Genomic DNA, 16,908 nt, shown 5'->3' with positions numbered 1-16,908 from the left:
ACGATCATTCGAGTTATTAATCAATTACCGATTTCCGGAACCACAAGTCATTCAACGAGAAACCAAGCCCAAAGCGCACGTACTGCTCTTTAATTTGTGTGCCACTCAATACACCCCGTTGACCGGCTGCAATCGAGAGCGTTACGTGGTTAACATAGTACGCCCCTAACGGAACCGATATACCCAGGCTACCATTAATATCCCTCAACTGTACCCCATTAGCGGCTACATACGGCAGGTTATTGTACTGAAAACCAGCCCTATAGGTAATAAGATCCCGATACCGGTTCGATGTTGGCTTAGGCGTATATTCAAGCCCGGCGGCCGCGGTCATGGCATCGACCAGGTTACCGGCTTTATTATCGGCGGTGCGATACTCACTCCATTTTTGAAAACCTACATCAACGCCAAACAAAAGGGTGTTGCCTCGTTCGATACTGGCACCAAAGTGCATTTGCTGAGGCAAGGTTGCCTGGGCATTTGAATTAAGTCGTAGCGTATCTGGCGTTGCAATGGCTTGACCAGATAAAGACGTTTTCTGATAAATATCCGTCTGGGTAGCCTTTATGCGAATTTTAGGGTCATAAGTCGCCCCGAAATTGAGTGTCCATGTGTCATTTAGTTTCGGCCGCCAGGCAGCACCCACTTTCGCAACAATATCGCTATAGTTAGCTCTGTTCAGGTGCGTTACACGAATATCACTTGTGCTGACAATAGCTCTTGCATCGGACGAGTTCGTGATATTTCCGAATAGAAAGGAAGCTTCTGCACCTAGGTAAATATTTTTGGTTACCCGAAAACCATTGGCAAACGTAGCCTTATTCAATCCGCCCTTACCCGTATAGTTATATTCTGCGTAATAGGGCGTGCCGGGTACAGCTTCAACTCGCTGAATATTATAATTTACGTAGGTGTAAGGCTTCAGGCTCAATGAAATGTTCCAACGCGAATTGGCCGGAAAAGACAAAGCCAGATACCCCAGGTTACCGGCAAAATTGCTCTGGCTCTTCAGATCATTACTTATGTTCTGACTAATGGTTTTCGATTGCCCAACCAGCCCTACCTCAAATACAGTAAACCGTGTTCGGCGAGCCAGCAGAGCGGGATTTTGCAAGTTCAGATAGAAAGGGTTACTGTTACTGATACCTACATCGCCCATACCCATATTGGTAATATTTCCGGGGCTATATAACTCTCCGACGCCCTGCGCTGAATAGGGTGAATTGCCCAATCCCTGCGCCAATACCATCGGCGATGTCGCGGCAACAGCCAGCAAACTATGCGTTAACGTCTGGCGTATTCGCTTGTAAATTCTCAACATTATAGCTTAAAATTCGATTCAGTCCAATCAGCACTAATTCAGGAACCACAAATATCGGGGGTTTAAGACGACTTTCAAAGGAAGATGCATCACCCCCGCATAGCAATACCACGATCCCGGGCCGTTCCCGGCGATAGTTTTCGATAATGCCATTCATTTCAAATGCCAATCCATTCAGCACACCACTCAGCATTGCCTGTTTTGTATTCTTAGCCGTAAGTACAGGCCAGTCTTGCTCCAGATCGGCAAAATTCGCAATCAACGGCAGCCGGGCTGTTTGCTCATGCATAGCCCGAAACCGCATCCGTACTCCCGGTGAGATCAGACCTCCCTGAAATACGGTCTCCCGATCAACAAGGTCGGCGGTCAGGCAAGTACCCAGATCGAGAATCAGACAATCCTGATCCGGAAAAAGCGTTGTAGCACCTACCGCAGCCGCCACCCTGTCGGCACCAAGTGTAGCGGGCGTATCGTATGCCTTACGTATGGGTACAGGCGTTTGACCATCCAGCACCAAGAAATTGGCACTTACCTCTGCTAACTCTTCCCGAATATCACTACCCGGACGGCTCGTAGAGGAAATCAATACCTGCGCTGGTTGTCGACGGGCAAAATCAGTTAGTAACGACTGGGGCGACTCATACTTACCCACTTCAACAAGTTCCGAACCTAAAAACCAACCCGTTTTTAAGCTTGAATTTCCCCAATCAATAACCAGGTTCATTACCGGTGCAGGATTGGCAGGGTAACTATTTTCTCTCATCCGCGTTTGATAAAGTCAACGTTGTTTCTGAGTACAAAATTTGTCATTCTTCGTTGTTTTAACGATTTTTAACGGCACTATAAATTTTTATTGATTTAGAATAAAATCTACTGCTTGGAAACATTTATCTCTCCGTAACGTTATGTTGATAAAACCGGAACAAAATACTACCTTTGTCACCATCAATATGGTCGGCAAGTAGTGCCTCTACCAAAGCAGCAACTCATAGCTACGGCAGACCTCCGTTTTCCAAACGTTTTAACAACCTCCGCGTCTGGCCCCACCAGGCGGTTGTGTTTGGATTAAGCAAATCATCCCAATTTATATTTTTGATTTTTTATCACGTAATTATTTGAATCTGTTGAGGTTAATTTGATCAAACAAGTCAGTTCCTCACGTATATAGGCCTCTATAAGTCAGCCAGTTTGCCCGTCAAAACGGACATTACGTTCATTCAACAACTCCCAACTTTCATTCTTACCGCTTAGGCGGTCCTTTTAAGGTTTATTGCTAACCTGACCTTTATGTTAAAGAAAGAAGAATTAGACATGAAGCTTCTCTCGGAGCTTCACCCCATTGCCGAGCAATTTGGCATTCGTAATATCAGCAAATTCACGAAAGAAAAACTCGTTTACGAAATCATAAAACAGGAATCCGAACGCCCAGGTCCGGCTCCCGAAGAGGCCGCTCCTGCTGAGGAAGCCCCCCGACGTGGTAAACGCACTAAAGCGGTTCCTGCACCAGTTACGGATGAGGCCCAAGCTCAGGCAGCCGATAGCGTAGCCAGCCAGCCTGTTGAGCCTGTTGAGAGTGCCCCTAGTACCCCTACATATACCGAAACCGAAGCACCAGAAGCGGCCAAGCCGGTTCAGCGTGCCCGCCGTGGTCGGGAGGTGGTCGCTCAACCGACTACTGCTACTGAACCAGCCGTTGTTGCCGATAGCAGCCCGGTTGCGCCAGTAGCCGAAAGCACTACACCTGTCGCCGAACCGATAGCCGAGCCCGTAAGTAACGAAAATGCGCCCGTTGAGACTGCTAGTGAAACACCACAAACGGATTCGCAGGCCCCGCGTCTGCCCCGCGAAAACCGCGAACGTACACCAAATCCAAATCAGCGTAATAGCCCGTTTGGACAACCTGTTCGGAACCGCAACGATGGTGATGGTAACTCAACACCAAACGATCGTAACTTCCGAACCAATAATCCGCGTAATGATCGAAACGGTCGTCCGGATTTAAATCAGCAACGAAATCCACGTCCAGACGGAACTTCACAGGGACCACGCGATCAACGTCCCCGTTTTGACGCCAATCGCGACCGTACTGAGGGATCGCGTGATTCTAACCAACGACGTGACCAACGGCCTCGTACACAACGGGTTGTTACCGATGAAACGGGCTTGAACTACGGTGGTCAGGCCGACGAGGAATTCATGACGCCAACCGTTGTAACGGAAGACAACGCGGCCAACATGCGAACGACGGGCCAGCCTGCAACGGCAGATTCGGCTACGACAGTCGAACCATCGGAGACATCTACCGAAACGCAGGAAGGCCAGCAGCAGCAACCCCAGTCGGAATCCGGCCAACCTGAACAACCGGCGCAACCACCACAGACACAGGCATCGCGTGAAGCGCAGGAGTACCAGAATCGTATTCGCCGTCAGTATAACCAACACATCCGCGAGTTCGATGGCATCATCGACAATGAAGGTGTTCTGGAAATTATGCAGGATGGTGGGTATGGCTTCCTGCGCTCAGCCGACTATAACTACTTAGCCAGCCCCGACGATATTTATGTGTCGCCTTCGCAGATTAAATTATTTGGTCTGAAAACCGGCGATACGGTACGCGGTGCTATTCGTCCACCCAAAGAAGGCGAGAAATACTTCGCCTTGCTGCGGGTTTCGACGGTTAACGGTAAAACAACGGAAGAAATACGGGATCGGATTCCATTTGAATACCTCACTCCTCTTTTCCCGGAAGAACAACTTCATTTGAGCAACCGTCCCGACAACTATTCGTCGCGGGTACTGGACTTGTTTGCCCCTATTGGTAAAGGCCAGCGTGGCATGATCGTCGCCCAGCCCAAAACGGGTAAAACGGTACTGCTTAAGGAAATTGCCAACGCTATTACCAAGAACCACCCGGAGGTGTATCTGATTGTGTTGCTGATCGACGAACGCCCTGAAGAGGTAACAGATATGGCCCGCAGTGTGAACGCTGAGGTCATTTCGTCAACGTTTGATGAACAGGCAGATCGTCACGTAAAAGTGTCGAGTATGGTGCTCGAAAAAGCGAAACGAATGGTCGAATGCGGACACGATGTCGTAATTCTGCTGGATTCAATTACGCGTTTGGCTCGGGCTTACAACACGGTTGTTCCTTCATCAGGTAAGATTCTGTCGGGTGGTGTGGATGCGAATGCCCTGCACCGGCCGAAGCGTTTCTTCGGTGCGGCCCGTAATGTAGAAAACGGCGGTTCGTTAACAATCATCGCTACGGCGCTGATTGATACCGGTTCCAAAATGGACGAGGTTATCTTCGAAGAATTCAAAGGTACGGGTAACATGGAACTTCAGCTCGACCGCAAACTGGCCAACAAACGTGTGTATCCGGCTATTGACGTTATGGCCTCCGGTACGCGTCGGGAAGATTTGTTGTTAGACAAAGAAACCCTGCAACGTGTCTGGATTCTGCGGAAACACATGGCCGACATGAATCCTATGGAAAGCATGGACTTCCTGCTTGGGCACATGAAAGGAACCCGGAGCAATGAGGAGTTTCTGATCTCAATGAACCGATAGATTTAGTTTTTTTAAACACAGAGCGCACAGCGTTTGGCGGAGAACACACAGAAATAAAATCTGTGTGTTCTCCGCCAAACGCTGTGCGCTCTGTGTTTAAAAGATAGTAACTTGCATAATAGACAGAAATATTATGCGTGATCTAATTCAATATGCCATTCCCGGTTTTATCCTTCTGCTGGTTGCCGAAGTGATCGTGACCGCCATCCAACACAAAGATTATTACGATACCAAAGACACGGTGAGCAGCCTGAGTATGGGTATCGGCAATGTCATTGTCGGATTTGTGGGCAAGGCTATTGTATTCGGTGCACTTTCACTTGTCTATCAATTCAGGCTGTTCACGATTGATATGACGCAGTGGTGGGCTTGGGCGATCCTGTTTTTTGCCGACGACTTCAGCTACTACTGGTTTCACCGGATTAGCCACAGCAGCCGGTATTTCTGGGCCTCGCATGTTGTCCATCACTCCTCCATGAAGTATAATCTGGGCACGGCACTTCGCCAGACCTGGACGGGCAACATTTCGGGTGGTTTCATATTCTGGCTTTGGTTACCACTTATCGGATTTTCGCCGGTGGCGGTTATGACCATGCAGTCAATCAGCTTGTTATATCAGTTCTGGATTCATACCGAACACATCAATAAGTTTCCTGCGCCTATCGAATACATTTTCAACACCCCATCCCATCACAGGGTGCATCATGGCTCCGACCTTGCTTATTTAGATACCAACCATGCCGGTATCCTTATCATTTGGGACCGAATGTTCGGCACGTTTACACTGGAAAAAGAGCGGCCTACCTACGGGCTCACGACCAATATCAATTCACACAATCCCGTACGCATTGCCTTTCACGAATGGGTTTCAATTGGGCAGGACATTCGTCGCGCCCCATCAGTGCGAGCAGCATTAGGCTATATATTTGGCCCGCCGGGCTGGAGTCACGATGGTTCCCGGAAAACCACCAAGCAACTACGGGAAAAACAGGATACCGTTGTAGAGCCTGTTTGATACCATTTTAGCGTAGTTTTAGACTCGCTTAATCATTAAGTTATGTTTCTTTTTACAAAGAAGGGTGTTCTCTTTATACTCTGTTTCCTGTTTTTTTTCGGCTCAATCAGTTCATTGTACAGTAAGCCATCATCATTTAAGGTAATTGCTTTTTACACGGCGAAGAACGACAAAGCGCACATCAGTTTTGTGCATGAAGCCAATAGATGGTTCGCTCAACAGGCAGTAGCGAATAACTTCACTTACGATTCAACAAGCGATTGGACTAAACTCAACAGCGAGTTTTTATCACATTATCAGGTTGTTCTTTTCCTGGATACCCGGCCAGATGCACCCGACCAACGCGCAGCTTTCCAGAAATACATGGAAAATGGAGGTGCCTGGATGGGGTTTCACTTTGCCGGATTCGCTCTTACACCGTCTGCATATCCTCAAAATTGGGAATGGTATCACAACGAGTTTTTAGGTTCCGGCTCATATGCCAGCAATACCTGGCGACCAACGTCGGCAATTCTACGTGTCGAAGATCGAACACATCCGGCTACGAAGCATCTACCCAAAACGTTTAAATCGGCCCCGAATGAGTGGTATCGCTGGAGCTACGATTTGCGGACTAACCCAAACATAAAAATTCTATTGTCAATTGACTCAACAAGCTTTCCGCTTGGCACGGGACCTAAAGCGCACGAAATATGGCATAGTGGCTATTATCCCGTTGTCTGGACTAATAAAAAGTATAGAATGATTTATGCCAACATGGGGCATAATGACATTGATTACGAGAACAAAACCGATAAAGAGCTGTCGTTTACTTTCAACAACAAAACGCAGAATAAACTCATCCTCGATAGTCTTTTGTGGTTAGGAAGCGGCAAGAAGTAGGTTTTCAGTGGTGACAGGTTCTAAAACCTGCCACCACTGAAAACCTACTTCTTACGCTAAAAGAAGCGGGTATTGGTCGTGAAGTTTACTAACTGCTGGGTATTGAACAGATTATTCATCAGGTTGATATTGTTCAGTTGTGCCTGCTGATATGTCCTGATTTTGTCCAGATAATCCAGTAGTCCAATGGTGCGGGCGTTATAGGCTTTGGTCGCTTCGACGGAAATATTCTGGATACGATCCACGTACCCCTCTGGCCGATCATTATACTGCTCATAGTAGGTGTTCAGTTTGTCGTAGGCATTCAACACATCACTCTGCACAACAACCTGCTGGTTTTCAAGTCCGCCCGTCACGCTTTTCAGCGTCGTCTCCGCCGACCGGATAGCGCCTTGATTTCGATTTCGAACCGGCAAATCCATAGCCAGTTGAAAACCGGTGAAATTATTGTAGGCATTTCCATACTTCTCAAATAACACGCCCGTCGTTAAATCGGGTGTCCGTCGGGATTTTTCCAACGCCACATTACGCTGGGCATTATTGATCTGTTCCTGCGAAAGCCCAATATCGGGGCGGTTGGTTTGGGCAGAATCCAGCGCGGTTGCCAGGGCCGGGAGTGTCGTTTTCAGCGGTGGTAATTCGGTTGGCAAAATGAACGTTCCGGCAGGCTGGCGTAACAGCACCCGAAGCGTTGCCTGATCGTCGGCAATTTGAGTTCGGTAATTGGCGCTATTGGCCTGCAGATCCCGGATGGCGACCTCAAGCCGGGTAATCTCATAGGGGGCTACCCCGCCCGACCGAAGCGCGATTCGGTACGATTCGACCAGCCGCTGCTGCCGACCCAGCTCCTCATCAAACAACCGAAGTGCCTGTATATCGTAATACAAGTTGGCATAGGTAGTATAGAGCTGGTAATGAAGCGTCCGCATAATATCGCGAAACGCCAGCCGGGTCAGTGACTTATTACTTTCGGCCAGCGCAACCAGTTTACTCCGCTTACCAGCCAGCAAAATTACCTGCTGCAACTGCACCGCATAATAGCCGCTATTGTACACACCCGCGTTCATATCGGCTTGTGATGGTCGCCCGAAGGGCAAAACCCTCTTTGTATTCGGGTTATATAGATTCCCCTGAAACCACAGGTTAGGATTTGGGCGCAACCCAGCCTGCGTGATGGCGGCATCGGCAATATCTAGTTGATAGCGCTGAGCCAGTAGCTGAAAGTTGCGTTCAACGAACTGTTGTTCCAGTTGCGGAAGGCTTTGCCGGATCGTATCGGGTACCGTCGTCGGTTGTTGAGCCAGTAAGGAGGACGCGGTAACAAGCCACCCTATAAGCAGCAAAAGAATAGATTTTTGTAGTGGGCGAAACCAATTCATAGAGAAAATACTGCACGGAATTAAGGCCGTCTTATTTCGGCAGCAAATAGCAATCTGGTTGTTAAGGTGTGGTTAAAGCCCTATTAATTAATTCTTAAAAAATTTAATCTTGCCTATCCAAATACGTCAGGATGGTACTAATCATATTTTCAATGAAATTTTAAAGAAGTTTTAATGCTTATTTAAAAGCCCTTTAAGGTCGCCCCGGCACCTTTGTCGTAGCATTCCAATAAACTGCATATCGGCGAATGAAAATTCTTCTTGTTCAAAGCGATCCGGATTATCTCGACTTTCTCTACCGAATACTAGCTGAACGTCAGTATACGCTCGAAGTAGCAGCCGATGGGTATACCGGACTTGCCATGGGCTTACATGCCCGCTTCGATTTAATTGTGCTCGATACGAATTTACTTCGCATGAATGGGCTGGATATCATTCGTCGATTGCGGCAGGAGAACGACTCAACACCCGTTTTACTGCTGTCTGATTTTGGTGATTCGGCCGATAAAGCCAAAGGGCTCTATGCTGGCGCAGACGACTATATGGCCAGACCGTGCGATTCAGACGAGTTGCTGGCCCGTATTTATGCCCTGCATCGCCGACGCACAGGCGGCTTCAACGCGCCCTCGATTCTAAGCATCGATAACCTCGAACTCAATGTTGCCGAAAAAGTAGCTTACCGCGCCAACCAACGCATTAAATTGACCGCGCGTGAATTTCAACTGCTCGAATTTTTAATTAAAAATGCCGGACGGGTTGTTACGAAAGCGCAGATTCTCGAAAAAGTGTGGGATAATACACCGATTAGCAGTACGAACAAAGTAGAGGTTTACATAAACTTTTTACGAAAGAAAATTGACCGTGATTTCGATCAAAAACTGATTCATACAGCTATGGGCGTGGGATATTTACTCCGCTCAGGAACATAGGCGACGATGTATGATATAGTATGTACGCCGTATGATGTAGTGTAAAATTATACATCATATATCTCTTTTCTAACCTCTTAGCGGATTTTAGGTTAGTTAAACATCATGCTTGCTGTTTACCTGCTTTCGCTTTCGCTTCTTACCGTCCGGCCCGATTCACTTGCTCCGGCCGATACCACTCGTCCTGTCCGGTTTCACATTCGACCTGCCTTTAACCTTGACTTCCGGGATTCGTTTCTGGAAAAACAGCATGTGAATGTTTGGGGTATAAATGCCGGGATTGAGTTTGGTCCCAGGCGTCACCAGCTTACCATAGGCTATTACTGGATTAATTACGCAACGTATTTGCACCTGATTGACTGGCGACGCGATGCAGCCCGGCGCATTAACCTCAATTATTATACCCGCACCGATTTGTGGTTTGTGAGCACACAATACTGGTGGAATCTAATTAACAACAAACGATGGATGGTCAGCTTTCCGGCCGAACTGGGCGGAGGGGTAGCTTATGCACTTCCACTCAATCTAACCCAAAACAACCCCATTGATCGCACGCGTAAAAGTTTTTTTGTGCCCTTGCAGGTGGGAGGCTATGCCCAGTGGAAAGCGTCACGCTGGGCAGGCCTCACAGCGCAGGTGGGTTACCGTATTTCCATTTTTCAGACCGATATTGACCAGAATTTCAACGGGAGTTACTACAGTATTGGTATATCGATTTACCCGGCACTACTCACCGACATCTGGCGATGGGTAAAAACTGGTGATAAAATTTCGCCACTACACCCGCCACAACCTCAGTCGTCGGATAAAAAATGAACTCAACTACCCCGCCAAAACTTACACTACATCAGCTTATTATGCTGGTGATGTCTGTTTATGTTGTCATAGCCTTACTGATTCGGGAATTAGTACCCATGAATGAACAGAGTCGGCAGTTGCTCGACCAGATTGATACGGGCATCTGCTTCTATTTTTTATACGACTTTTTTCTAAGACTTTATCAGGCTCCCAACAAGTGGGAGTTTTTGCGTTGGGGCTGGATTGATCTACTGGCTAGTATTCCCGCTTTAGACTGGTTCAGGCTTGGGCAATTAGTCCGGGTATTTCGAATTTTACGGATGGTTCGGTCGTTTCGATCGATCCGCGACTTTATCCATTATCTCTTCCGTGATAGGGCCAACGGTACGCTGGCAGTTGTTTTGCTCAGTTCTGTACTACTCATGATTTTTGGTGCCATTGCCATTCTCTACGTCGAGCGTGTGCCGGAAGCCAATATCAAAACCCCATCGGATGCACTCTGGTGGGCGTTCGTGACCATCACCACCGTTGGGTATGGGGATCGTTTCCCCATAACAACCGCCGGTCGACTCATTGCTGCCGTATTGATGGTTGCCGGGGTGGGCCTGTTTGGCACATTTACTGGATATGTCGCTAATTTTTTCGTTGTCGATGAACAGGAACAATCAGACAGCGATATGCAAATCCTGATTGGCGAGGTGCGGCAGCTTCGGCAAAAAATTGAAGACATGGAAAAGAAGTTGTAGCACCCGGCTGCGCATTTACTATAGACAGGAACGACACGGCTCCCATCCCCTTGACATAAAATTCAGTCCTTTTCCTTTGTTACACTCGTGGGCAGATCATACAAAAGCCAAGTTTTGTTGCGAATGAACTGCGACTTTTTTTGAATCAGGCTGATGAAATCCGAAATGCCCAGCGGCTCATTGCCATTGGCATGAATCAACACCAGACTTCCCTGTTTAGGCTGTTGATTTTTGGCTAACCAGGCATCACTGCCAATAGGTAACAACCCAAAGGCAAGAATCCTGTCGAACACCCCTTTATCAGAAACCAGACCCGGAAACCGGAAGAAAATAGAGGGCGTTAGGCCACGTTGAAGCATAGCCTGCTCGTTCAGCAAAACCTCGTCGTTGAGGTTTGTACCGGCTTCGAGCATAAAATTTATGGGCAACGATAACTGCGGATTATAGCGGTGATGAAACGAATGGTTGACCCACGTTATAGCAAGATCACCCCGCTTAACGAGACTTTTCAGATAAGCTAGATCCTGGGCGTGGTTCTGCATCCACAAACCCGTAATGGTGATGGTTATCGGAATGGGCTTTTCTTCCGGCTCAAAGGCCTTTATCAAATCCTCAAATACTGACCTGATCAATGGCTTACTTGACGGGCAAAGGTCTATTGTCAGGCTGAAACCCCGCTCGGTGGTGTCGGTGCGTTCGATACCGGCATCCTGCAAATGGGTATCCCGCTGCTGTTCAACCTGCAACGCCCGCCCATAGGGCGTCTGGTTTACGTGCCGCATAATATCCGACCACGCCATTATCTGTACCTGATTCGCCGGGATGTTTTCTACTGTCGTTTCGAGCGTTTGCGGGTTCAGAGCCAGGTAAATGGATCGGTTATTTTGATGCCATTGGCGGAGAATAACCTGTTGTGGCTTCTGGTTCGTCATGCCAAAAAAGACACGGTAACCCGCTAACTGGGCATATACTCCGGCACTAACCCAAAAATATAGACTACACGTAATCAGTAAACGGGGCATTTTAAATACTTAGAAATCGCTGGCATTATACCCCGTTGACACGACCCGCTGCCAGTCGGGATGACGTTTCAGATAGACACTGACAAATGGGCAAAGCGGTACAATTTTAAGGTCATGCTGCTCAATATACTGCAATACACCCTCAACCAGTTTTGACCCAACACCGTGTCCTTCGAGGCTGGGATCAACTTCGGTATGTGTAAGGGCCAGGGTTTCATCGTCTACTTTTTGATAAACAACGATGGATAATTTACCGTCTGTATCTAATTCGAACTGATGCCGGTGCGTGTTATTTTTGATGTTCGTTTCGTTCATGTTCTTCATACGTTTGTTAGTCCTTCTACATAAAAAAAGGGCTGCTTGTTCAACCGATGGGCTGTAATTTGCAAACGACTTCTCTTCAACTCCGCTATGAACCGTCTTGACCGCCTGACTGCCATCCTGATTCATCTGCAAACCAAGCGCGTTGTTCGCGCTCAGGAGCTGGCTGACCGATTCCATATCAGCCTACGAACGGTTTATCGCGATGTCCGGTCGCTTGAAGAAGCGGGTGTTCCAATTGGGGCCGAGGCAGGCGTAGGCTATTTTCTTACCGATTACCACCTGCCGCCCGTTATGTTCACAACCGCCGAAGCCAGTGCGTTGTTGCTGGGTGGAAAATTAATCGAAAAATGGGCCGATGAATCGGTACGGACAAGATTTGAGTCGGCCTTGTACAAAATAAAATCCGTTCTCAAACGCACGGATCAGGAGCACCTCGATGATCTTGATGCCCATATCGATGTCGCCAAACCCGTTAACCGAACCCCCTATTCCAACGATCTGCTCAATGATATTCAACAGGCCATTGCCCGGCATCATGTTCTTGCCCTTCAGTATCATTCGCAGTACAACGATGCCGAAACCCAGCGTGAAGTAGAGCCAGTTGGCTTGTATCACTATCGACTGGGCTGGCATCTGATCGCTTTCTGCCGTAAACGCCAGGACTACCGCGATTTCCGCGTTGATCGTATTCGCCAGCTTACCGATACCGGAGAGTCCTATTCGCGTCGAAATCGACTAACCTTACAGGAATACCTGGACAGAATGGGTACTACCGACATGCCAACGGTAGCCGTAACGGTTGTCTTTAATAAAAGTACAGCCCGCTATTTACAGGAGCAAAAACACGCCTACGGTTTCCAGCATGAAGATGATTTAGGTGATTCTGTCCGTATGCATTTTCAAACGCCTTATGCGGAGGGCCTGGCCCGCTGGTTGCTCATGTATGGCCGCTCGGCAACCGTTGAACAACCCGATATGATCCGAAATCGGGTACTGGAACTCGTGGAAGAAATCCAGGCTCATTACGCCGAACAGGCCGTTGACGAGCTGCCCTGACAGCCTTGTTTATGGCCAGGCGGTAATCTCTGCTGACATACAGTTGTCAACACCTGGCCCGACCTTAGGAAAATCAAGTAAGATATAGTAGAAATTTCAGGTTAAGTTTTTCTACTACCATCCATTCTTACGCACTATTTTAACCGGGGCTTTACTCTAAATACATTTTCCTATCGTAAGTTTAGCCTCAAAACTGCCTTATAAACCTCTTATGCCGCAGCAATTTCCGATTTTGCTAGTAGACGACGACCCATTAATTGCTGATGTTTTACAACGGGCTTCTGTAAGTAGTTTCCCAGAAGCCTCGTTCATCCATGTGAGCAGTTTTGATGAAGCTAAAAATTACATTGAGCACCTGGAAGGTAAAGGGCCAAAAATAGTTTTGCTGGATATTGATTTGCAGGATAAAGTTGATGGATTAGACTTTCTGGCGCTGCTTCGGGCTCATCCCAAAGGGCGTGTATTACCTGTGGTCATGCTATCGGCAAATAAAACACCCACCCTGGTTGAACGTGCATATACCTACGGAGCCTCTTCGTTTACGACTAAACCGTTTAGCTATGCTGACTGGAAGCAGTATTTAGCTAATTTGAAAACGTACTGGTATGAAACAGTTACGTTATTGGATATCAGGCATTATAAAGAAGAGTAAATCCAGATATCCCTGAATTTTTCAGATAAGTACCTGAGCATTTTTTTTTACCACACAGACGGTCCGCTGTGCGGCACTGTGAACACAGAAGTGCAATGGCACATGCATGACCTCTACACAATATCCATCGCTCACGTTCATGGCCATCACCGCCCGGACTGCCAACTATACCGTGAAAGAATTGCGGAGAGGCATGTTGTCGTAAAATTTTATTTAGTTTGTCTTCCCATCGGGTAGCGTGATGCCACACTAGCGTTCTGCTAAGGCATTGCCCTACCCGATGGGCTACTTATCAGGCTTGTCTTTAAGTTTATTTTCAATAGAATGAGAACGTACACCCTGGGGTTAATCCTTTTTTGCCTGTCATTTTTCATCAGCTATCCATTACCTGCCACAGTTTCGGAAGGTCCATCCAAACCACTGACCATCTCGCTGGAACTGGTCGATAACAACTACCAGAACAAGGGTCGTTCTCACTCGGTTTTAACACTTACAAACACTGGCAATGAAGACCTGCCCGCCAGTGGCTGGAAACTGTTTTTCAACGGTGGCAACCCCAGCAGTTTCGATGCATCCAAAGCTCAGGTAAAGCTCTTTAATGGCGATTTACATTATATAAGTCCGGGACCAAAATTCTCAAAACTGGCTCCCGGCCAATCGACAACGATAGAGGTTCTGGCCGGAAAAATTCGTAACAAAACCGATTTTCCAGTTGGTTTTTATTTGGTGTTGGACAAAAACCCGGAACAGGCTTACCCTGTTGACGTAGCCATAAAGTCAGGCACGATCTATGAGAAATCTGACCGTGCGCTGGCCGAAAAAATCTTCGACCAAAACGAAAAAATAAAGGCAATCTCCGACGATAAGCTTCCCAGAGTATTTCCGACGCCCGTTTTCTACGCTGAAAAAGGAGCCCCGTTTGCGCTGGATAATCAGGTGGTTATTGTGACTGATAAGGCGTTTAGTAACGAAGCTGACTTTCTGGCCAACAGCCTGAAAACAGCGTTAGGAAAAAAGCCCGCTATTCAGGCGCAGGCTACGGGCAAAACCATTGCTCTCCGAAAAAAAGCGTCGCTTGCTGCTGAGGGGTATGAGCTACAGGTGAGCGCATCGGGAATCGTTATATCGGCATCTACCGGCGCAGGTATCTTCTACGGCATTCAGTCCCTGCAATCGTTACTCCCAGCGTCTGCTTTTGCGGGTAAGGCAAGTTCAATTAGCCTGCCGGGAATGATGGTAAACGACGCTCCCCGTTTTGCGTATCGGGCCCTGATGATGGATATGGCCCGGAACTTCCAGCCAAAATCAGAAGTGATCAAAGTGCTGGACGCCATGGCTTTATACAAGCTGAATACATTCCATTTTCACTTTAGCGAAGATGAAGGCTGGCGGATTGAGATGCCGTCTCTGCCCGAATTAACATCGGTTGGTGCTGTACGGGCCCATACAACAGATCCGAACAAGAAGCTTATTCCATCTTATGGTTCCGGCCCCAGCTCAGCGAATACAGCGGGTACGGGCTTCTTCAGCAAAGCCGATTTCGTAGACATCCTGAAATACGCCCACGACCGACACATTGTCGTAATTCCGGAGATTGAATCGCCGGGACACGCCCGGGCCGCCATAAAAGCAATGGATGCCCGCTACGAGCGGTTTATGAAAGCGGGTAATAAAACTGAAGCCGAACGCTACCTTCTTCACGACCTGAACGACAAATCGGTCTATCGGTCAGTGCAGGGTTGGAACGACAATGTAATCGACGTATCGCTGCCGTCGACCTATGCCTTTCTGGAACGGGTTGTCGATGATTTACGGGCTATGTATAAAGAAGCGGGTGCCCCTTTACAAACGATTCATTTTGGGGGTGATGAGGTGCCGGGGGGCGTTTGGGAAAAATCACCCTCGGTACAACAACTGATTGCCAAAAACCCATCTGTTAAAGACGCCGACGACCTGTGGTATTATTACTTCGGTAAAGTAAATCAACTCCTCAAAACCCGTGGCTTGTTTCTCTCTGGCTGGGAGGAAATTGGTCTTAAAAAAGTGAAGCAAAATGGTCGGTCGATCTGGGTGCCAAACCCAACATTTGTCTCTCAGAATTTTCGGGTGAATGTCTGGAAAAATAGTCCCGGCTCAGGGGCAGAAGACCTTGCCTACCGAATGGCCAATGCTGGTTACAAAGTGATTTTAACACCTGTCACGCACTTGTATCTAGACCTCGCCTACAACCAATCATCCGAAGAGCCAGGCCAATATTGGGGCGGCTACGTAGACATCGACAAGCCTTTTTACTTTATTCCATACGACTACCTCAGAAACCTGAAAGACGATAATACCGGTAATCGAATCAGCTCCTCCATGATCAAAAGCCGGGAAGCGTTGACAGAAAAAGGCAAGGCGAACATTGTTGGTATAGAAGCCCCTCTTTGGTCGGAGACAAACAGGTCACCCCAGCAATTTGAGTACAAACTATTTCCAAAGTTGTTGGCCGTGGCCGAGCGAGCCTGGGCTAAAGACCCCACCTGGGCACTGGAGAAAGACGAGGCAAAAAGTGAACCGTTATACAACCAGGCCTGGTCTGCGTTTATCAATACGGTAGGTAAACGGGAGCTTCCCCGCCTAGATTCGTATGCTGGCGGTTACCAGTATCGTATTCCTGCCGTTGGCGCAAAGGTCATTAACGGAAAAGTGGCTGCCAATGTGCAATTCCCGGGTTTAACGATACGCTACACAACAGACGGTACAGAGCCTACCCAAACCAGCCCAGTCTACAAGGAACCCGTTTCCAGCACCGGCACAATTAAATTTAAAGCATTCAATGCCAACGGTCGGTATGGCCAAACCGTGGTAATAGGCAAGTACTGATACAGATTACTGGATTATTGTGTTGTTTACGTAAGTACCTCAATCGAGTTGCTCCTGGAGATCGAACTGGCTACTCTTCTTCTGCAAAGTCGCCGGGACGATGCCTGTTTTGGCATTATTCCGGCAACTTTGCTTTGCCTTAGCGGGCGTATTATTCAGATACTGGACGAAGAAAAGGAAGCAATTAATGCCTTGTTCAATCGGATCAAAAAGGAGCGCAGACACACCAACATGAACACATTTTTTCATGGCCCAACCGATTCGAATTCACTAGCTCACTTCAATCGTCAATTCATCCCGCGGTTGCCTCGCCCAACCTGACATTCAGCTCCGGAATTTAGTCTTGCCG

15 protein-coding genes are annotated in these 16,908 nt (G+C 47.9%); 10 read left to right on the top strand and 5 right to left on the bottom strand.

The window, feature by feature from the left end:
* Nucleotides 1–16: 16 nt before the first annotated feature.
* Together CWM47_RS06985 and CWM47_RS06980 are read right to left on the bottom strand one after the other, a co-directional pair.
* Nucleotides 17–1,321, bottom strand: a complete 1,305-nt coding sequence (locus CWM47_RS06985; protein WP_240625743.1) for an outer membrane protein transport protein — start codon at nucleotides 1,319–1,321, stop codon at nucleotides 17–19.
* On the bottom strand, nucleotides 1,278–2,084 hold the full coding sequence (locus CWM47_RS06980; RefSeq protein WP_240625740.1) for a type III pantothenate kinase: 807 nt from the start codon (nucleotides 2,082–2,084) through the stop codon (nucleotides 1,278–1,280). The genes CWM47_RS06985 and CWM47_RS06980 overlap by 44 nt, the downstream gene beginning before the upstream one ends.
* 524 nt (nucleotides 2,085–2,608) lie before the next feature.
* Here CWM47_RS06980 and rho point away from each other — a divergent pair.
* The 3 genes from rho to CWM47_RS06965 all read left to right on the top strand — a co-directional run bounded on the left by rho (nucleotide 2,609) and on the right by CWM47_RS06965 (nucleotide 6,788).
* Nucleotides 2,609–4,891: a transcription termination factor Rho gene (rho, locus tag CWM47_RS06975; RefSeq protein WP_100987302.1), complete on the top strand. Its 2,283-nt coding sequence runs from the start codon at nucleotides 2,609–2,611 to the stop codon at nucleotides 4,889–4,891.
* Nucleotides 4,892–5,024: 133 nt separating this feature from the next.
* Nucleotides 5,025–5,906, top strand: a complete 882-nt coding sequence (locus CWM47_RS06970) for a sterol desaturase family protein (RefSeq protein ID WP_100987301.1) — start codon at nucleotides 5,025–5,027, stop codon at nucleotides 5,904–5,906.
* A 42-nt stretch (nucleotides 5,907–5,948) separates the two neighbouring features.
* The gene (locus CWM47_RS06965) at nucleotides 5,949–6,788 is read left to right on the top strand and encodes a ThuA domain-containing protein (RefSeq protein ID WP_100987300.1); all 840 of its coding nucleotides are present in this window, start codon (nucleotides 5,949–5,951) and stop codon (nucleotides 6,786–6,788) included.
* A gap of 56 nt (nucleotides 6,789–6,844) precedes the next feature.
* Here CWM47_RS06965 and CWM47_RS06960 read toward each other — a convergent pair whose 3' ends face one another.
* Entirely contained in the window at nucleotides 6,845–8,167 is a 1,323-nt protein-coding gene (locus tag CWM47_RS06960; protein WP_100987299.1) for a TolC family protein, read from the bottom strand.
* Between the two features lie 248 nt (nucleotides 8,168–8,415).
* Here CWM47_RS06960 and CWM47_RS06955 point away from each other — a divergent pair, with 248 nt between their 5' ends.
* From CWM47_RS06955 to CWM47_RS06945, 3 genes are all read left to right on the top strand, one after another.
* Entirely contained in the window at nucleotides 8,416–9,096 is a 681-nt protein-coding gene (locus tag CWM47_RS06955) for a response regulator transcription factor (protein ID WP_100987298.1), read from the top strand.
* A 105-nt stretch (nucleotides 9,097–9,201) separates the two neighbouring features.
* Nucleotides 9,202–9,912, top strand: coding sequence for a hypothetical protein (locus tag CWM47_RS06950; protein WP_100987297.1), 711 nt, complete (start codon nucleotides 9,202–9,204; stop codon nucleotides 9,910–9,912).
* Nucleotides 9,909–10,640 carry a potassium channel family protein gene (locus CWM47_RS06945; protein ID WP_100987296.1) on the top strand — a complete coding sequence of 244 codons (732 nt, stop codon included), beginning with the start codon at nucleotides 9,909–9,911 and terminating at the stop codon, nucleotides 10,638–10,640. The genes CWM47_RS06950 and CWM47_RS06945 overlap by 4 nt, the downstream gene beginning before the upstream one ends.
* A gap of 62 nt (nucleotides 10,641–10,702) precedes the next feature.
* On the opposite strand, the gene CWM47_RS06940 is transcribed toward CWM47_RS06945, so the two are convergent.
* Complete coding sequence (locus CWM47_RS06940) at nucleotides 10,703–11,662, bottom strand: polysaccharide deacetylase family protein (RefSeq protein WP_100987295.1); 960 nt, start codon at nucleotides 11,660–11,662, stop codon at nucleotides 10,703–10,705.
* A 9-nt stretch (nucleotides 11,663–11,671) separates the two neighbouring features.
* Nucleotides 11,672–11,986 (bottom strand): GNAT family N-acetyltransferase, encoded by a 315-nt coding sequence (locus tag CWM47_RS06935; RefSeq protein WP_317046723.1) that lies wholly within the window; start codon nucleotides 11,984–11,986, stop codon nucleotides 11,672–11,674.
* Nucleotides 11,987–12,073: 87 nt separating this feature from the next.
* On the opposite strand from CWM47_RS06935, the gene CWM47_RS06930 reads away from it, so the two are divergent.
* The 4 genes from CWM47_RS06930 to CWM47_RS06915 all read left to right on the top strand — a co-directional run bounded on the left by CWM47_RS06930 (nucleotide 12,074) and on the right by CWM47_RS06915 (nucleotide 16,880).
* A complete protein-coding gene (locus tag CWM47_RS06930; RefSeq protein ID WP_100987294.1) occupies nucleotides 12,074–13,042 on the top strand; it encodes a helix-turn-helix transcriptional regulator in 969 nt (322 codons plus the stop codon).
* Nucleotides 13,043–13,253: 211 nt separating this feature from the next.
* Complete coding sequence (locus CWM47_RS06925) at nucleotides 13,254–13,694, top strand: response regulator (RefSeq protein ID WP_100987293.1); 441 nt, start codon at nucleotides 13,254–13,256, stop codon at nucleotides 13,692–13,694.
* 324 nt (nucleotides 13,695–14,018) lie between these two features.
* Nucleotides 14,019–16,559: a family 20 glycosylhydrolase gene (locus CWM47_RS06920; protein ID WP_100987292.1), complete on the top strand. Its 2,541-nt coding sequence runs from the start codon at nucleotides 14,019–14,021 to the stop codon at nucleotides 16,557–16,559.
* A 9-nt stretch (nucleotides 16,560–16,568) separates the two neighbouring features.
* The gene (locus tag CWM47_RS06915; RefSeq protein ID WP_100987291.1) at nucleotides 16,569–16,880 is read left to right on the top strand and encodes a BLUF domain-containing protein; all 312 of its coding nucleotides are present in this window, start codon (nucleotides 16,569–16,571) and stop codon (nucleotides 16,878–16,880) included.
* The last annotated feature ends 28 nt before the right edge of the window (nucleotides 16,881–16,908 follow it).

It is taken from the genome of Spirosoma pollinicola (assembly GCF_002831565.1).
In the GTDB taxonomy this organism is placed as follows: Bacteria; Bacteroidota; Bacteroidia; order Cytophagales; family Spirosomataceae; genus Spirosoma; species Spirosoma pollinicola.
This window is presented reverse-complemented; position numbering and strand designations above follow the sequence as displayed.